This is a genomic window from Paenibacillus paeoniae (genome assembly GCF_003388735.1).
GTDB classification, from domain to species: domain Bacteria; phylum Bacillota; class Bacilli; order Paenibacillales; family Paenibacillaceae; genus Pristimantibacillus; species Pristimantibacillus paeoniae.
The window spans coordinates 84,260-99,774 of sequence record NZ_QUBQ01000006.1 but is presented as its reverse complement, the minus strand read 5'-3'; the positions used below and the strand labels follow the sequence as shown (position 1 = coordinate 99,774).

Genomic DNA, 15,515 nt, shown 5'->3' with positions numbered 1-15,515 from the left:
AGAAGTGATCTCAAGGGTCGTGGGGGTATGGAGATGAAGTGGCTCAGGGAACTTCAGGATAAATTCAGCAGCTCGATTCAGGTCCGATTGACCTGTTATTTTATAGTTATACTGCTGCCGCTCATTTTTTTTAGCTTGTACGCCAATATCCGTTCACAGCACATTCTTGAGCAGGAGCTAGGCGAACGGACGATGAGCGCGATGAGCTCGGCGCTGGAATATGTGGATTTGACGATGAACGGGCAGAAAAATCTGTCTACGCTTCTATCGACGGACCGAAGCTTGACGTCGCTCCTGAAGCATAATGAGCAACAGCTGTCGCCGGAAGCGCTGATCGATTTCATGCAGGTCATGCTGCAAATTACGAATATTGCCGCAGTCAATCCAAGCCTATCTGAGGTAACAATTTATCATGGAAGCTCGAAAAGGATGCTGTCAAGCAGGATTGGAGCACTGTATAAACCTCAGGCCGTGACGGAACAGTGGTATAAGGATGTGATGCGGTTAAACGGAGCGTACAATCTTTATTTGCCGGAGCGGCATGAGGAGTCACTAATGGGATGGGCTGACCCGGTGTACAACGAGGATCAGATCGTTCTGATGCAATTGATGGATTTGTACAGCCGGGACAGGGGCAGTAATGTGTTAATGCTGTCCATTCCCAAAAGCTTGCTCCTTGGATATCTGATGAGCCTGGTACCGAGTGAAACCTCCCATGTGTACTTACTTGACGAAAACGGGCGCCTGATCGTGACGAATGCGTCTGAAGAGCAGCGTGTGGACATCGCGAATATAGAGACGACGCATCAAGTGACGGTGCAGGAGATGCCGAATTCCTCGGAGAACAATATGGTGCTCCGTGTGGAGTCGCCCGTAAGCGGCTGGTCGCTGCTGCTGATGCAGCCGGAGAGCGAAATTTACAAGAAGTCGAGACCGCTGCAAATTTTCTCTTACTGGATTATTCTGATCAGCTGTCTGCTCGCGGTGTGGATTTCATGGCTCATCTATAGCGGGATTGCATCACCTATCTCCTCGCTGGTTTATGGGATGAAGCAGCTCCGTATGGGGAATTTCGATGCGAGACTCGTGAATAACCGGCAGGATGAGCTCGGTTATTTGACCGATGCGTTCAATCAGACCGTCGAGCAACAGCGCCATCTGATCCGCGATATTTATGAGCAGCAGCTGCGGCTTACGAAGACGGAGCTGAAGTTTCTGCAGTCGCAGATCAACCCCCATTTTCTGTATAACACGCTTGATTCGATCTATTGGTCGGCTAAAAATTATGATGCCGAGGAAATAAGCGATATGGTGCTCAACCTGTCTCGTTTCTTCCGACTTAGCCTGAGCAAGGGACGGGAATCCTTTACGATTGAAGAAACCTTCTCTCACTTGCAATATTACATTCGCGTCCAGCAGTTGAGATTTGTAGACCAGTTCACCGCAAGCTTCCATTCCACGGCGGATAGCAGCTCTCTTTACGTGCTGAAGCTTATTTTGCAGCCGCTTGTGGAGAATGCGATTTTGCATGGATTGGAGAAGAAGAAGAGAGACGGTGAATTGCGCATATCGGCTGAACTGCAAGACGATAGGCTCGTTCTGCTCGTATCGGACAATGGCAAAGGAATCGCGGAAGAACGGATGCAGCGAATTGGAGCCATGTTAACACGAAAAGGGGGCAGTGACACGTACGAAGCATCGGAGAGGAACGCCGAATTCTTCGGACTGCTGAACGTGAAGGAGAGAATAAAGCTCTATTATGGCGATTCGGCCGAGTTTTCCATTGAAAGCGAGGAAGGCAGAGGGACGACCGCGCGTGTCGAATTGCCGATTGAACGCTGTATGAACCAGTGGGAGGGGGAAGAGCCGTGAACCTCATGATCGTAGAAGATGAAATCCGTATATTGAATAGTCTTGTAAATAATATACCTTGGGAGCGGCACGGCATTGAAGTGGTAGCGCTCGCGGAGAACGGTAGGGAAGCGCTGTCCATCGTGGAGCGGCGCATGCCGGATATTGTTCTGCTGGATATTGAAATGCCGGAGATGGACGGCTTGACTCTGGCGGAAACCGTTCTGGAGCGGGAACCGCAAACGAAGATCATCATATTGAGCGGACATGATGATTTCCATTACGCGCAGCGGGCGATCGGGCTTGGTGTGATGAAATATTTGCTGAAGCCGGCAGGGGAAGATGAAATTCTGCAAACCGTGTTGGAGGCTGCCGAGGAGATCCGGCGTGAGCTGTCAGAGAAGCACAGCCTGACCGAACTTCAGCGGATGTGGAGCAGCAGGCTTCCACAACTTCAGGAGGAGTTTCTGCGCAGTTGGATCACTAACCGCTATGCGGAGTGGGAATTGCGCAAGCATTCCGGGGAGCTGAATCTGCAGCTGCAGGAAAACGGAAGATACGAGGTATCCGTATGCGAGATTGATCCGCTGTCGGAAGCGGAGATCCGATTCTCGTCGGCGGACAGGGCACTGCTCCAGTTCTCGTTGGAAAGTATCGCTAAGGAATGTATGCCGCCAGAGGAATGCCGGGTATTCAACGACGCCAACGGCTCCACCGTGTTGTTGTTTATGAGTCAGCCTGGAGAATCGGATGATAGTCTGACAAAACGAATGAATGGGCGAATATCCCGGCTGCTTAACATGGTTAAAGAGTGCCTGAAGCTGACGGCAAGTGCGGGTATGGGAACGGTATGCAGTCTCGGGGAGGTTCCCCACTCCTATCAGCAGGCATGCCGGGCGCTGCAGGAAAGGGCCGTTTACGGGCATGAAATTGCAATTCCATATCTGGAGGTCAGGCGAAGCGAGCAGCCTGTTTTCTTTGACTCCTCGTTTGAGAGGCAGTTGGAGATGGCCATTTATACAGGGGAGGGTGTCCAGGCATCCGCCTTAATCGACAGTTATGTGGAGAGGGCATTCGATCATGCTGATTCATCCGAGCTGGCTTATGAGCACGTGCTTTATTTAAGCGGAGTGTTCACTCGAATGATCCAATCGCAGGGATGGCTTATGCAGAAGGTGCTGGCGAATGACTATGCGTATTTCTTGTCATTAGAGACTTTGGTATCCAAAAGCCATATTGTGGAGTGGGCCAAACGTGTGACCGGTCATATTGCGGCGTATCTGGAGAATGAACGAAGGAGCTCCAGCCACCAGCTGGTGAAAAAAATAGTGGAGACGGTGGATCAGATGCTGGACGATGATTTGAGTCTTCATTCCCTGGCAGAGCGTATGTATGTGAACTCCTCATACCTCAGCCGCCTCTTTAAGAAGGAAACGGGGGAATCGTTTTCGGGATATGTGCTTTCTCGGCGTATGGAACGCGCCAAAGAGCTACTGCTGAGCGAAGCCAAGGTGTACGATGCGGCCAATGCCGTAGGCTACCGCGATCTCAGTTATTTCGCCAAAGTATTTCGCAAGTATTGGGGTATGGCTCCAAGCGATCTGAAAAAGTAGGATTATGGGAATCTATGAATCAGAGGGGCGAGCAGCCCCTCTTTTTCCTTTATCCGACTAACTATCGTTCGGCTAACGCGCAAAAAAACATTGACAGCGATTACATCGCCCTTTATTATGAAGGAAATGAAATGTAATGACATATTGATATGTTGAACTGTTGTTTTGAAAGGGTGAGATAAATGGCTGGTCTATTTTCGAAAAAATTAAATAAAGATATTCCGGTTCCATATTATTACCAACTAAAAGAGATATTGTTGGAATATATAGTAGAAAAACCTGATAATAATAATCAAATACCTACTGAAATCGAATTAAGCGAGCATTTCGGCATTAGTAGACCTACCGTGCGTCAAGCCATTAATGAATTGGTCTTTGAAGGGTATTTGACACGTCAAAAGGGCAAGGGAACATTTATTACGAAAACCAAAATTAATCAATCGTTCCTGCAAGTGCTCGAAAGCTTTAATCATGAAATGGTTCGCAAGGGCTTAACGCCAACGACGAAAGTCATTGGTCTCAAAGTCATGGAGGCGGATTCCAGTATTGCAGAGATGTTGAAGATTGCTGTAAATGATCAAGTCATCCAGCTGCGCAGATTAAGATTTGCCAACGACGAACCCATTGTTTACGTCATTACGTATTTGCCATACGAGAAATGTCAGGCCATTATGGATAAAGATTTCCAGAGAGAATCCTTGTATGATCTATTGTCCAAAGAATGTGGGTTTGAGTTGTTAAAGGCTGTACGTAAATTAGAAGCAGTATTAGCAGGGGAATATGAATCTCAAATCCTTGAAATCGAAAAAGGCACGCCCATTCAATTTATTAAAAGCGTAACGTATTTGGCTGATGAAACACCAATTGAATATTCACTTGCCAAGTATCGTGGAGATAGAAGCCAGTTTACCTTTGAATTAGGCATTCGTTAAGGGAGCTTCCACCATTCATCAGTAGGTTTATAAAAATTTTTAGAATAATATGTAATGACATACTTATATCTTGATAAATGGACTATATGAGGTGATTATGGTGGGAAACGATAAAGTGGACAAAGTAAAACGAGCAATGTTATCAATGCAACGATTTAGCTGGGAGCAAGGCGTTGCTGCTCAGGCGTTAATTGAAAGCGGATACATCGAGGAGGTCGTCTTGCTTGCACACGATGCGTGCGTTCGGCAGACCGAAGAAGGCAGACTCGGCATCATGGCCAGTGAACCGGCTGTGACGGATCCTGCAAGCAATGGTGAGGCCGTGTTGTTTGCTTGGAAGCATACGAATGATGAGAAATATAAAATTGCCGCTGATCGGATGCTGAATTATTTGCTGAACGAAGCGCCTAGAACGAGGAACGGAGCCATCTCCCATATGAACTTCGCCAATCAAGTATGGGTGGATTCCTTCTATATGGCCCCGCCGTTTATCGCCGTAGCCGGGCATGTGGAAGAAGCGGTTAGACAAGTAGAGGCTTACCGAGAGCTGTTATGGAATGCGGAGAAAAAGCTCTTCTCGCATATGTGGGATGACGACAACGAGAGATTTATCCGGAATGCGTATTGGGGAGTAGGAAACGGCTGGGCAGCTGCCGGACTTATTCGTGTCATTCGTACGTTGCCCGATACGATGGCAGAGAGTAAGCAGCGGTTGATTGGGTACTTAAATGAGCTGATCGAAGGCTGTTTAACTTACCAAAGAGAAGACGGATTGTTCTATGATGTGCTGGACGATTCAACGACTTTTGTCGAAACGAATGTTGCACAGATGCTTGCGTATGCGATCTACTCTGGTGTGAAGGAAGGATGGCTGAGGGAAGAATACCTGGCGAATGCGGATAAAATGAGAGCTGCGGCAAATAACAAGGTTGATTCCTATGGCATCGTTCAAGGCGTTTGCGGATCACCGAACTTTAACCAGGTTGGAACGGCGACTGAAGGCCAGGCCTTCTACATGTTAATGGAAACGGCTAAGCAGAAGCTGGGCTAGGGCATACATTTATATACAAATGAAATGGATTGGATTGGAGGACATGACTTTGAAGCATGATGTGATTTGTATAGGCGAATTACTTATAGATTTTGTTTCGTCACAGAGTGAAGCTTCGTTGATCGATAGCCCAGGTTTTATAAAAGCTCCGGGAGGAGCGCCGGCTAATGTTGCGGTAGGACTGTCGCGATTAGGAAGACGATCTTCCTTTATCGGAAAAGTGGGCAGAGACCCGTTTGGTCAATTTTTGACTCAAACCTTGCATGAAAACCAAGTGGATATTTCTGAAGTTATCTATGATGAAGATGCCAGAACGACATTATCCTTTGTAGCTATTCGACTAGATGGCATCCGAGATTGTATGTTTTACCGCAATCCTGGGGCCGACATTCTGCTCAGAGCGGATGAAATATCAGATGAATATTTGGGAAATAGTAAAGTGTTGCATTTTGGTTCGGTTAGTCTAAGTCATGAGCCATCCCGATCTGCTACGTTGCATGCCGTAAAACGTGCAAAGGAACTTGGTTTGCTGGTATCTTACGACCCTAATTTAAGATTGATGCTGTGGGATGATGAGGAAGAAGCCAAACGAGAAATACAAGCGGCGTTTAGTTATGCGGATATAGTAAAAATCAGCGAAGAAGAAATGGCGTTTATTACAGGCTATCAATCCGAAGTTGCCGCAGCTAACTATATTCTAAGTAAAGGTGCGCAATTGGTTGTAATATCCAGAGGAGAGCGCGGCTGTTTTTATTCCGATGGCGCAGTAACCGGGGAAATAGAGGGACATCGTATTGCAGTAAAGGAAACGACTGGAGCAGGCGATGCCTTTGTAGCGGGCCTCTTAAGTCAATTGCTTATCCAGCATGATCGTGACGGCCAATTCCACTTGAAGGTTGATTCGAATCTAGTTCGTGCCATTCAATTTGCCAACGCTGCAGGGGCACTGGCTACGACGAAAATCGGAGCGATCCCGTCCATGCCAACAACAGAAGAAGTTTATGAATTGCTCCAATCCAAGGAGTTATAATCACGTTAATATGTAAGCGCAACCAATGGTGATGATGAAGTGATGACTGCCGCACTGTGAATAAGTGCAATCAAATAGTCATCCTTTATATGTAATTATGTAATGACAAAATTTCATAATAACAATTCATCTAGTTACAAAGGAGGTGGTGTTATGTAAGGTGATGGTTTTGAGAAGGTAGAACCGAGTATACATTTGCGATCAAATAGGAGGGGTATCAATGTCAAAGAAATTAATGCCGTTTGTAGCTATTCTTCTTACATTAAGCCTTGTTTTGACAGCATGTGGACAGTCATCTAATACTGGCAAGAATGGATCTAAAAATGAAGGCTCCAACCCAAGCAGTGCGCCTGGTGATAACAACACGTTCACGGAGAAATCTCCAGAAGAATATTCGGGCGAATTTACGTTATGGGCATGGGGTGACTTTGAAGCCAATGTTGTTCCTGCCTTTAATAAAGTGTATCCGAATATTAAGGTGAACGTAGAGGTCATTCCTAACTCGGATTACGGTCGTAAATTACAAACAACGATTGCATCTCGCGGGGATATGCCCGACGTTTCACTCATGGAAGTGTCAGCACGCGGAGCGTTGATGTCCCTGGATGCTTGGGAAGATCTGAGCGCGGCGCCTTATAACGCTAAGCTGGACGACTTGCTGGAGTATGCGCTGCCCCTTATCACGAACGAAAAGGGTGAAGTCGTCACCATTCAAGAGGATGCCACAATGGCTGGCATTGCCTATAAACGTGATCTGGCGCGTGAATATTTTGGAACAGATGATCCGAAAGAATTAGAAGCTATTTTCAGCAATTGGGACGTCTTTGTCGAAAAAGGCAAAGAAGTGTATGAAAAAAGCGGCGGAAAAGTGACTTTAATGAGCGGACTATATGAAGAGGGCTTCCGCCTGCTATCAGGATCGTACACAGAGCCGTGGGTAGTAGACGGAAAGTTGAACATAGAGAGCACCTTTAAGCCCGTTTACGAGCTTATGGAGAAGATGACTAAAAATAATATGTTCGGCAAGCTGGACACTTGGTCCGCTTCGTGGAATGCAAGCTTCGCCAACAATAATGTCATTTTCTATGCAACGCCTACATGGTTTGTTCCTCACGGTATTAAACCAAATGATCCTGACTCTGAGGGAAGATACGGTCTAATGAGAGCTCCGGTCAGCTATCAATGGGGCGGAACAGGAATGTCTATTCCGAAGGATGCTAAAAACAAGGAGCTGGCATGGCAATTCGTCAAATGGGTAACGATGTCCATGGATGGCGCAAAAGCATTCGCTGAAGTGAACAATACGATGACCTTGTACAAACCGGCAATGGAAGCCAACATTTATTCTGCTGCTGATCCGTATTTTGCAGGGCAAGATATTATGTCGAAATTCATTGAAATTGGCAAAGAAACAAAGGCAAGACCGATTACCTTGTATGACTCCATCATTACCGATTCTAATGCCCTTACGATGAAAATGATTGAAAACGGCAGAACGGCTGAGCAAGCTTACAATGAATTGGTGAAGATGATTTTAGAATCAGCTCCGGAATTGAAATAATATCTAGCGGAAAAAGGCAGTCCCCTGTCTTTTTCCGAAATTTCGACTGCATCGAGGTGGGTGTTGAATGTCTACGGATGAATTAACTAAACGGAATAAGATTTCTCAAAAATTAGCACCTTACATTTTCGTGTCGCCTTTCTTTATTATTTTTGCGTTATTTTCTTTATTCCCCATTTTATTCACCTTGTATATTAGTTTGACGGATTGGACAGGAACCAAAGATGTATCGTTGGTAGGGGTACAAAATTACATTCAAGTTTTTCAAGATACGCGTTTTTATCGTGCAGTGGGCAATACGTTTTTGTTTATGATTATGATCATTCCAGCTCAAATTATTTTGGCTTTATTTATTAGTGTCATGCTCACCAGTAAAAAGGTGCCTTTTGTCGGGACATTCCGCTTAATGAATTTCCTCCCGTATATTACAACGTCTGTTGCGATCGGCTTAATCTTTAACATTATGTTTGATTCGAATTACGGCAGCGTAAATGAAATATTAATGAAGTTTGGCTTCATTACAGAAAAGATTAATTGGTTAGGCGAAAAATGGCCTGCAAGAATAACAATTGCGCTTGTAACGATATGGAAATACTTCGGCTATACAGCCGTTTTATTTATGGCAGGCATTATGAGTATAGATAAACAGTTGTATGAAGCAAGTGAAATTGATGGAGCGGGTAAATGGAGACAATTATTCAGCATTACATTGCCTAATTTGAAGCCAGTCATGATTTTTGTCGTGTTGACTACGATGATCGGTTGCTTCCAGATCTTTGATGAGCCATACATGATTTTCACAGGATTCGGCGCGACACTGGTCGGTGGTCCTCAAGGATCGGCATTAACGGGAACGTGGCTGATTTATGATACGGTATTTGGCGGCACATTCCGATACGGATATGGCTCTGCCATTTCATTTGCGCTATTTATACTCATTACGGCGATTACATTAGTTGTGCTTCGCTTTATGAATAAGGGAGGGGAGTAAATGGTTAAGAAGCTGGGAAGTCCCTTTATGTTTCTGCTCATGGTGATCATTTCACTGATTTCCCTTTACCCCTTCTACACGATGATTATTATGGGTACGTATGAAAGCAATCAGTTGTATACCGGCATAAAGTTTTGGTTTGGCGATTCTTTGAATAAGAATTTAGCGTCGGTGTTTTCAATCAACTTTTTGAACTATTACAAGAATAGTTTGGTCGTAGCAATTTCAACCACGGTATTAGGCGTTTTAGTCTGCTCTGCGGCCGGATTTGCTCTAGGGAAATATCAATTTAAAGGTAAAAAGCTGATGCTGGCTATTGTTATTGGGATGCTCATGATTCCAAGTCAGCTGAGTATTATTGCCTTTGTGATTGAAATGCGCTGGTTTGGTTGGATGGATACGTTGTGGCCGCTAATCATACCGCCTGCGGCAAGCGCTTTTGGCGTATTTTGGATGACGCAATTTGCGAAAAATACGATTCCGACAGAAGTATTGGAGAGCGCGAGAATAGATGGCTGTAATGAAATGAGTGTGTTTTTACGCATTGCGATGCCATTTATGCGCCCGGCTTTCGTCACCTTAGCCTTGCTATTGTTCCTATGGTCCTGGAATAGCTTCTTAACACCATTAATTGTGTTGAATTCAGATGCCCTGTATACGATCCCGTTAGGAATAAGAGGCTTGGCGGGTCAATTCAGAAATGATAACGCCGCTCAAATTTTGGGGATTACGCTCGGCACCATTCCAGTGCTGTTCTTCTTTATCGCATTTTCGAAAAACTTGATCGAAGGTCTTGCTTCATCAGCGGTCAAAGGATAATGGATTCTCGATGGGAGGTTGGCATATGAGGAGTCTCGTCACCGACGGGCGCGGAAATCTGGAGATACGCCATATAGCGCGTCCGCTCTACAACGAATATCAAGCGTTAGTGAAGCTGGAGAGCTGCGGAATCTGCGGTACAGATTCCAAAATTATAAACGGGCAATTTAAGGGATTCGATCACTATCCCGCTAGCCTTGGACATGAAGGCGTTGGTCGTGTCGTTGAGCTTGGTTCGAAGGTGACCAGCTTCTCGTTCGGAGATCGGGTGCTGCTTCCCTTCATGGAAGAAGCGATTGATGGTGTGAACTCTGGTTGGGGCGCGTTTTCGGAATATGCAATTATCGGGGATGCGCAAGCATTGTTGGTTGATGGCAAAGGTCCAGGCGACCCGCAGTTCTCAGAGGCTTATTATGCACAGCAACGAATTCCGGACGAGATCAGCTCCGTAGACGCTGCCATGATTGTGACCTTCCGTGAAGTATTAAGCGCTATTAAGAGGTTTAATTTTCAAGCTGGTGAAAGTGTCGTGATTTTTGGAGCTGGTCCGGTCGGATTAACCTTTACGAAAATGGCGAAGCTGCTCGGTCTAGGGCCAGTCGTTGTATCCGTCAATCGTGATTCCAAAATCGATGAAGCGAAAGCGGTAGGAGCCGATTATGTATTTAACAGCTCAACGGTAGATATTGTGAGAGAGCTTAAAGCGCTGTTCCCGCAAGGTGTGGATCAAACGGTGGATGCAGTCGGTTTGCCGGAAATTATGAACCAGTCGATGAAAGTCGTGAAGCATAACGGAAAGATATGCTGTTATGGCGTGCCAAAGGAACAAAAGATGGAGCTGGATTGGAGTCAATCCGAATATAACTGGTCGCTTCATTTCCTGCAATGGCCATCCAAATTAGAAGAATCCTTATGTCATGAACAAATTCTGGAGTGGATGGCAGAAGGTCGCTTAATTCCATCCGACTATATATCGGACATTGTGCATTTTGACGATGCAGTTGAAGCCTTTGCCGCTGCCAAAAACAAAAGTGGAAAAAAAGTAGTGATCACATTTGATAAGTAGAGAGGATGAATGACATGAAAGAAACCAAGCTATATTGCGCGCTTCCTGAGGACATTGCGGTAACACCGGACGGCATGGCAATTGATCACGAAGGGAATTTGATCCTGTCATGCCCGAACTATGCGGATCCGTCGAAGCAAGGCGTTATTTTACGGATTGATAAGGAACGCCATATTATGAAGTGGGCGGATGTTCCCGTTCATGAAGAAACCGGGAAGTCGCATCCGATGGGTATCGCTTTTGGCCCGGACGGCGATTTATATATTTGTGACAATCAAGGATGGTCAGGTGATCCGTCCCTGGTATTCAAAGGTCGTATTTTAAGATTACGTGTTCGCGACGGCCTTGTAGAACGTTGCACCGTTGTTGCAACAGGAATGGAGCATCCTAACGGCATTCGTATTAAAGACGGCTATGCATACGTTACGCAAAGCTTGCTTTCCAAAGTGCAAGATTCGTCGAAGCTATTAGTGAGCTGCGTCTATCGCTTCAAGCTTGACGAAGAAAACATTGAGATTACAAACACGCTAGAGGATAGACATATCCTGACTACGTTTATTACTCAAAATGTGGACTGCCAGTATGGGGCAGACGGCATAGCCTTTGATAAGGAAGGCCGCATGTACGTAGGGAATTTCGGAGACGGCGCCGTGCATCGAATTTGCTTTGATGAGTCTGGTGAAGTCACTAGCAATGAAGTTTGGGCACAGAATTCGGCAGAGCTGCAATCAACGGACGGCATGATTTTTGATGATAACGGCAACTTATATATCGCTGATTTCTCTGCAAATGCTATTGCTAAGGTAACGCCTGACGGCGTCGTGAAGCGAATTGCGCAAAGCCCGGATACGGATGGACTTAATGGTGAACTGGATCAACCAGGCGAACCTATCGTATATGGGGGCAAAGTTATCGCTTCATGCTTTGATCTTGTAACAGGTCCGGACAAAGTCAATACAGGGCATGAACTGCCGGCGACGCTTTGTTATTTCGACCTTGATTAGCCGTCATCATGGACGGGTTGAATACCTTACAGGACAGGAGTGGGACAGAGAATGAACCGGGTGCTTATAACTCCAAAATCATTTCCGCGAACGATGACGGAACCTGCTGAATTGTTGAAGGCTGCTGGCTTGGAGCCGATCTATAATACTTCAGGTCGTACCATGACTGAAGATGAAATCATCGAAGTTTCTCGGCAGGGTGTTGTTGGCATTATTGTGGGGGTAGATCCCATTTCAGCGCATGTGTTAGAGGACTTGCCCGACCTCAAGGCGGTTTCAAAATATGGCATGGGAACGGACAATATCGATAGTCAACGCGCCAAAGAATTAGCCATTGATGTGCGAGTCGCTGCCGGAACCAATAATGTATCTGTTGCAGAGCTAGCGATTGGTCTACTATTTGCTATTGCAAGAAAGATTCCATTGACTGTGGCTGAAGTGAAAAAGGGAAGCTGGCAGCGGGTAATGGGGAATGAGGTTACCGGCAAAACACTTGGTCTAATCGGTGCAGGTCAAATTGGGCGTGAGGTCGCCTTGCGTGCACGAGGATTATGTATGAATGTCATCGTATACGATCCTTATTTGCAGGATGACTCCTTTTTCAAAGAACATCATATTGCGATTAGTTCCAGCTTAGAGGGCGTATTAGGCGTAAGTGATTTTGTATCTCTGCATGTGCCGGCAACCGCAGCTACTCATCATTTAATTAATGAAACCACGTTAAGCTATTGTAAGCCTTCATGCTATTTGATTAATACATCAAGAGGCGAATTGGTCGATGAAGAAGCTCTCTATAATGCATTGCTGAACAAGAAGTTAGCAGGAGCGGCACAGGATGTTTTCAGTATAGAACCACCTCCGTCTAATCATAAATTGCTAGAGCTAGATTCCTTTATATTAACGTCTCATACAGGCGCATACACGCAAGAAGCTGTAGAGCGTATGGCTGTTAAAGCGACAGAGAATTTACTATCCATGCTTAAAGAGAAGCAACAGGGCTAAGCTGTAACGACGAGGAGTGGATCACAAGATGAAATTTGAAAAGGCAACGAAACCAACGATGTATTTTATCGGTGTAACTACGGGGAAGTCCTCCATCATGACGCTTTTTCCTAAATGGGCGGATATCCTGGATCTTGGGGATGTCGTGATCAAAGGGATTGATATCGAGATTCATGCGGCCGCTGAAACCTATCGTGAAGTCGTGGAGTTCATTAAAGGGGATGAGCTTTCGCTTGGAGCGTTAGTGACGACGCACAAAATTGATTTGTATCACGCAGCGAAGGATTTATTTGATGAATTCGATCCCTTTGCAAGGAGCTTTGGTGAGCTTTCGTCCATTTCCAAACGAGACGGCAAGCTAATCGGCCATGCGAAGGACCCCATTACAAGTGGTCTTGCTATGGAAGCCTTTATTCCCGCTAATTACTGGAGCGATCACAAGGGCGACTTGTTTATTATGGGTGCAGGCGGAAGCGCAATAGCCATTTGTTCATACCTCTTACAGGAGAAGCATGGCCATAATATCCCTTCTCGTATTATTGTAACCAATAGAAGTCAGCCTAGATTGGATGAGATTGAGAGAATTGTGAAGGAGCTGCGTCCGGATGTAGAGTCTCAATTCTATCTATGTCCTAACTCCGGAGATAATAACGAAGTATTATCTCCGATTTCCCCTCATTCTTTAATTGTGAATGCAACCGGTCTTGGTAAGGATCGCCCGGGTTCGCCACTATCGGATAACGTAGATTTTCCGCTTCAAAGCTTGATATGGGAGCTGAATTATCGGGGTGATTTGACCATGCTGAAGCAAGCCTTTCAAGCACAAGAGAAATGTGAGCTGACAGTAGAGGATGGCTGGGTCTATTTCTTGCATGGCTGGACACAAGTGATTGCGGAAGTATTTAACATTGAAATGACGGATGAGAAGTTTGATGAAATCGAAAAAATATCAAATTCGATACGCAGTTGAAGGATGGGGATCAGGATGATGCAACATTTTTCACAACCGTTTACACAATTATTTGATCTTAAGAATGGTTTGTCCGATAAAGGTGAGACGACAAACAGATATTTGTCCAATATGAAAGGGATGTACGCCGATCAGGGGGCTTATGAGGAAGCGATCGCACATGATAATCCGCTAGTTTACGAGTTTTATGAGCTGAAACTGCCGGAGCATCCCGGTGAGCTGTTGTTTGGAACAAGTATTGTTTATCCAGGTAAAGTAGGCAATGAATATTATATGACGAAAGGTCATTTTCATAGTATTCTGGAAACAGGCGAAGTGTACTACTGTCTCTCTGGGGAAGGATACCTGCTGCTCGAAAATCCTGAAGGAGAATGGAGCGCAGAGCGCTTTACTCCCGGAGCTGCCGTATATGTGCCGCCTCGGTATGCACATCGCAGCATTAATACGGGTAATGAACCGCTGGTTACCTTTTTTGTTTTCCGAGCGGATGCAGGTCATGAGTATGGTTTAATTGAACAACAAGGCTTTAGAAAGTTAATCGTTGAGGAAAACGGAGCTAGTTCAATCATAGACAATCCGAAATGGATTGAATAGGAGGCGACCACCATGGAATATTCATATTTGGGAAGATCGGGCTTGCGCGTAAGCCGCTTATGTCTGGGTACGATGAATTTTGGCGTAGATACAGATGAGAGGGAAGCTTTTAAAATTATGGATGCAGCATTAGATGCCGGCATTAACTTTTTCGATACGGCTAATATTTATGGGTGGGGCGAAAATGCCGGTCTAACCGAATCCATTATGGGTCGTTGGTTTGCGCAAGGCGGGCAAAGAAGAGAACGTGTAGTTCTTGCTACCAAAGTCTATGAGCCCATTAATGATCCTGATAAGCCGAATGATATAAAAGGTCTCTCTATCTATAAAATTAGAAGACAGCTGGAAGGATCGCTGAAACGATTGCAAACCGATCACATCGATCTATATTTCATGCATCATATTGATCGTCGCACGCCATGGGATGAAATATGGGAAGCGTTTGAAAGAGAAGTGCGTTCGGGTAAAGTCGATTATGTCGGCTCCAGCAATTTTGCCGGATGGCATTTGATGAAAGCACAGGCATCCGCTCAAAACCGCCGGTTCATGGGATTGGTTTGCGAACAGCATAAGTATAGCTTGCTGAACCGCTTGCCGGAGCTGGAAGTCATTCCTGCGGCGAGGGATCAAGGTATTGGTATTGTAGCTTGGAGTCCACTGGATGGCGGATTATTAGGTGGGAACTGGAAGAAGAAATTAGCAGCAGGGAGAACAAGCCGCAATACGCAATTAATTGAAAGACATATGACTCAGCTCGAAGAGTATTCAAGCTTATGCCAACAACTTGGCGAGTCGGAAGCTAACGTTGCGTTAGCGTGGGTGTTGGCGAATCCTGCGATGACTGCCCCGATTATCGGGCCGCGTACAGTGGAGCAGCTGAAGGATAGCTTGCGGGCTGTTGAGATTTCTTTGGACGAATCGGTTATGAAAGAATTAGACCGCATCTTCCCCGGCCCGGGAGGAGAAGCTCCTGAAGTCTATTCTTGGTAAGCGCATGAACGTATAAAGACAAATAAGGCTTGTTATATAAA

At 45.6% G+C, this 15,515-nt stretch carries 14 protein-coding genes; all 14 read left to right on the top strand.

Going from position 1 to position 15,515, the window contains the following annotated elements; all coding sequences use genetic code 11:
- The first annotated feature begins 33 nt into the window (after positions 1-33).
- The 14 genes from DX130_RS22470 to DX130_RS22405 all read left to right on the top strand — a co-directional run bounded on the left by DX130_RS22470 (position 34) and on the right by DX130_RS22405 (position 15,474).
- Positions 34-1,872 carry a cache domain-containing sensor histidine kinase gene (locus DX130_RS22470; protein WP_165861417.1) on the top strand — a complete coding sequence of 613 codons (1,839 nt, stop codon included), beginning with the start codon at positions 34-36 and terminating at the stop codon, positions 1,870-1,872.
- A 5-nt stretch (positions 1,873-1,877) separates the two neighbouring features.
- A complete protein-coding gene (locus tag DX130_RS22465) occupies positions 1,878-3,464 on the top strand; it encodes a response regulator (RefSeq protein ID WP_240644669.1) in 1,587 nt (528 codons plus the stop codon).
- A gap of 182 nt (positions 3,465-3,646) precedes the next feature.
- Entirely contained in the window at positions 3,647-4,396 is a 750-nt protein-coding gene (locus tag DX130_RS22460; RefSeq protein ID WP_116049207.1) for a GntR family transcriptional regulator, read from the top strand.
- Between the two features lie 145 nt (positions 4,397-4,541).
- Positions 4,542-5,447: a glycoside hydrolase family 88 protein gene (locus DX130_RS22455; protein WP_206098875.1), complete on the top strand. Its 906-nt coding sequence runs from the start codon at positions 4,542-4,544 to the stop codon at positions 5,445-5,447.
- Positions 5,448-5,496: 49 nt separating this feature from the next.
- Positions 5,497-6,477 carry a PfkB family carbohydrate kinase gene (locus DX130_RS22450; protein ID WP_165861416.1) on the top strand — a complete coding sequence of 327 codons (981 nt, stop codon included), beginning with the start codon at positions 5,497-5,499 and terminating at the stop codon, positions 6,475-6,477.
- A 220-nt stretch (positions 6,478-6,697) separates the two neighbouring features.
- Positions 6,698-8,038: an ABC transporter substrate-binding protein gene (locus DX130_RS22445; RefSeq protein ID WP_116049201.1), complete on the top strand. Its 1,341-nt coding sequence runs from the start codon at positions 6,698-6,700 to the stop codon at positions 8,036-8,038.
- A gap of 67 nt (positions 8,039-8,105) precedes the next feature.
- Positions 8,106-9,029 (top strand): carbohydrate ABC transporter permease, encoded by a 924-nt coding sequence (locus tag DX130_RS22440; protein ID WP_116049199.1) that lies wholly within the window; start codon positions 8,106-8,108, stop codon positions 9,027-9,029.
- On the top strand, positions 9,030-9,848 hold the full coding sequence (locus DX130_RS22435) for a carbohydrate ABC transporter permease (RefSeq protein ID WP_116049197.1): 819 nt from the start codon (positions 9,030-9,032) through the stop codon (positions 9,846-9,848). It begins immediately after the preceding gene.
- A 25-nt stretch (positions 9,849-9,873) separates the two neighbouring features.
- A complete protein-coding gene (locus DX130_RS22430) occupies positions 9,874-10,914 on the top strand; it encodes a zinc-dependent alcohol dehydrogenase (RefSeq protein WP_116049195.1) in 1,041 nt (346 codons plus the stop codon).
- Positions 10,915-10,928: 14 nt separating this feature from the next.
- Positions 10,929-11,918: an SMP-30/gluconolactonase/LRE family protein gene (locus tag DX130_RS22425; RefSeq protein WP_116049193.1), complete on the top strand. Its 990-nt coding sequence runs from the start codon at positions 10,929-10,931 to the stop codon at positions 11,916-11,918.
- Between the two features lie 51 nt (positions 11,919-11,969).
- A complete protein-coding gene (locus DX130_RS22420; protein WP_116049192.1) occupies positions 11,970-12,920 on the top strand; it encodes a phosphoglycerate dehydrogenase in 951 nt (316 codons plus the stop codon).
- Positions 12,921-12,948: 28 nt separating this feature from the next.
- A complete protein-coding gene (locus DX130_RS22415; RefSeq protein ID WP_116049190.1) occupies positions 12,949-13,890 on the top strand; it encodes a shikimate dehydrogenase family protein in 942 nt (313 codons plus the stop codon).
- Positions 13,891-13,905: 15 nt separating this feature from the next.
- Positions 13,906-14,484, top strand: a complete 579-nt coding sequence (locus DX130_RS22410; RefSeq protein ID WP_206098874.1) for a glucose-6-phosphate isomerase — start codon at positions 13,906-13,908, stop codon at positions 14,482-14,484.
- 12 nt (positions 14,485-14,496) lie between these two features.
- Entirely contained in the window at positions 14,497-15,474 is a 978-nt protein-coding gene (locus tag DX130_RS22405; RefSeq protein WP_116049188.1) for an aldo/keto reductase, read from the top strand.
- Positions 15,475-15,515 lie beyond the last annotated feature (41 nt).

What these genes read in the sequence shown, in the direction of transcription:
- DX130_RS22405 (WP_116049188.1), top strand. Translation starts at nt 14,497, where the DNA reads ATGGAATATTCATATTTGGGAAGATCGGGCTTGCGCGTAAGCCGCTTA.
- DX130_RS22445 (WP_116049201.1), top strand. Translation starts at nt 6,698, where the DNA reads ATGTCAAAGAAATTAATGCCGTTTGTAGCTATTCTTCTTACATTAAGC.
- DX130_RS22425 (WP_116049193.1), top strand. Translation starts at nt 10,929, where the DNA reads ATGAAAGAAACCAAGCTATATTGCGCGCTTCCTGAGGACATTGCGGTA.
- DX130_RS22415 (WP_116049190.1), top strand. Translation starts at nt 12,949, where the DNA reads ATGAAATTTGAAAAGGCAACGAAACCAACGATGTATTTTATCGGTGTA.
- DX130_RS22430 (WP_116049195.1), top strand. Translation starts at nt 9,874, where the DNA reads ATGAGGAGTCTCGTCACCGACGGGCGCGGAAATCTGGAGATACGCCAT.
- DX130_RS22470 (WP_165861417.1), top strand. Translation starts at nt 34, where the DNA reads ATGAAGTGGCTCAGGGAACTTCAGGATAAATTCAGCAGCTCGATTCAG.
- DX130_RS22420 (WP_116049192.1), top strand. Translation starts at nt 11,970, where the DNA reads ATGAACCGGGTGCTTATAACTCCAAAATCATTTCCGCGAACGATGACG.
- DX130_RS22455 (WP_206098875.1), top strand. Translation starts at nt 4,542, where the DNA reads ATGCAACGATTTAGCTGGGAGCAAGGCGTTGCTGCTCAGGCGTTAATT.
- DX130_RS22440 (WP_116049199.1), top strand. Translation starts at nt 8,106, where the DNA reads ATGTCTACGGATGAATTAACTAAACGGAATAAGATTTCTCAAAAATTA.
- DX130_RS22410 (WP_206098874.1), top strand. Translation starts at nt 13,906, where the DNA reads ATGATGCAACATTTTTCACAACCGTTTACACAATTATTTGATCTTAAG.
- DX130_RS22465 (WP_240644669.1), top strand. Translation starts at nt 1,878, where the DNA reads ATGATCGTAGAAGATGAAATCCGTATATTGAATAGTCTTGTAAATAAT.
- DX130_RS22435 (WP_116049197.1), top strand. Translation starts at nt 9,030, where the DNA reads ATGGTTAAGAAGCTGGGAAGTCCCTTTATGTTTCTGCTCATGGTGATC.
- DX130_RS22460 (WP_116049207.1), top strand. Translation starts at nt 3,647, where the DNA reads ATGGCTGGTCTATTTTCGAAAAAATTAAATAAAGATATTCCGGTTCCA.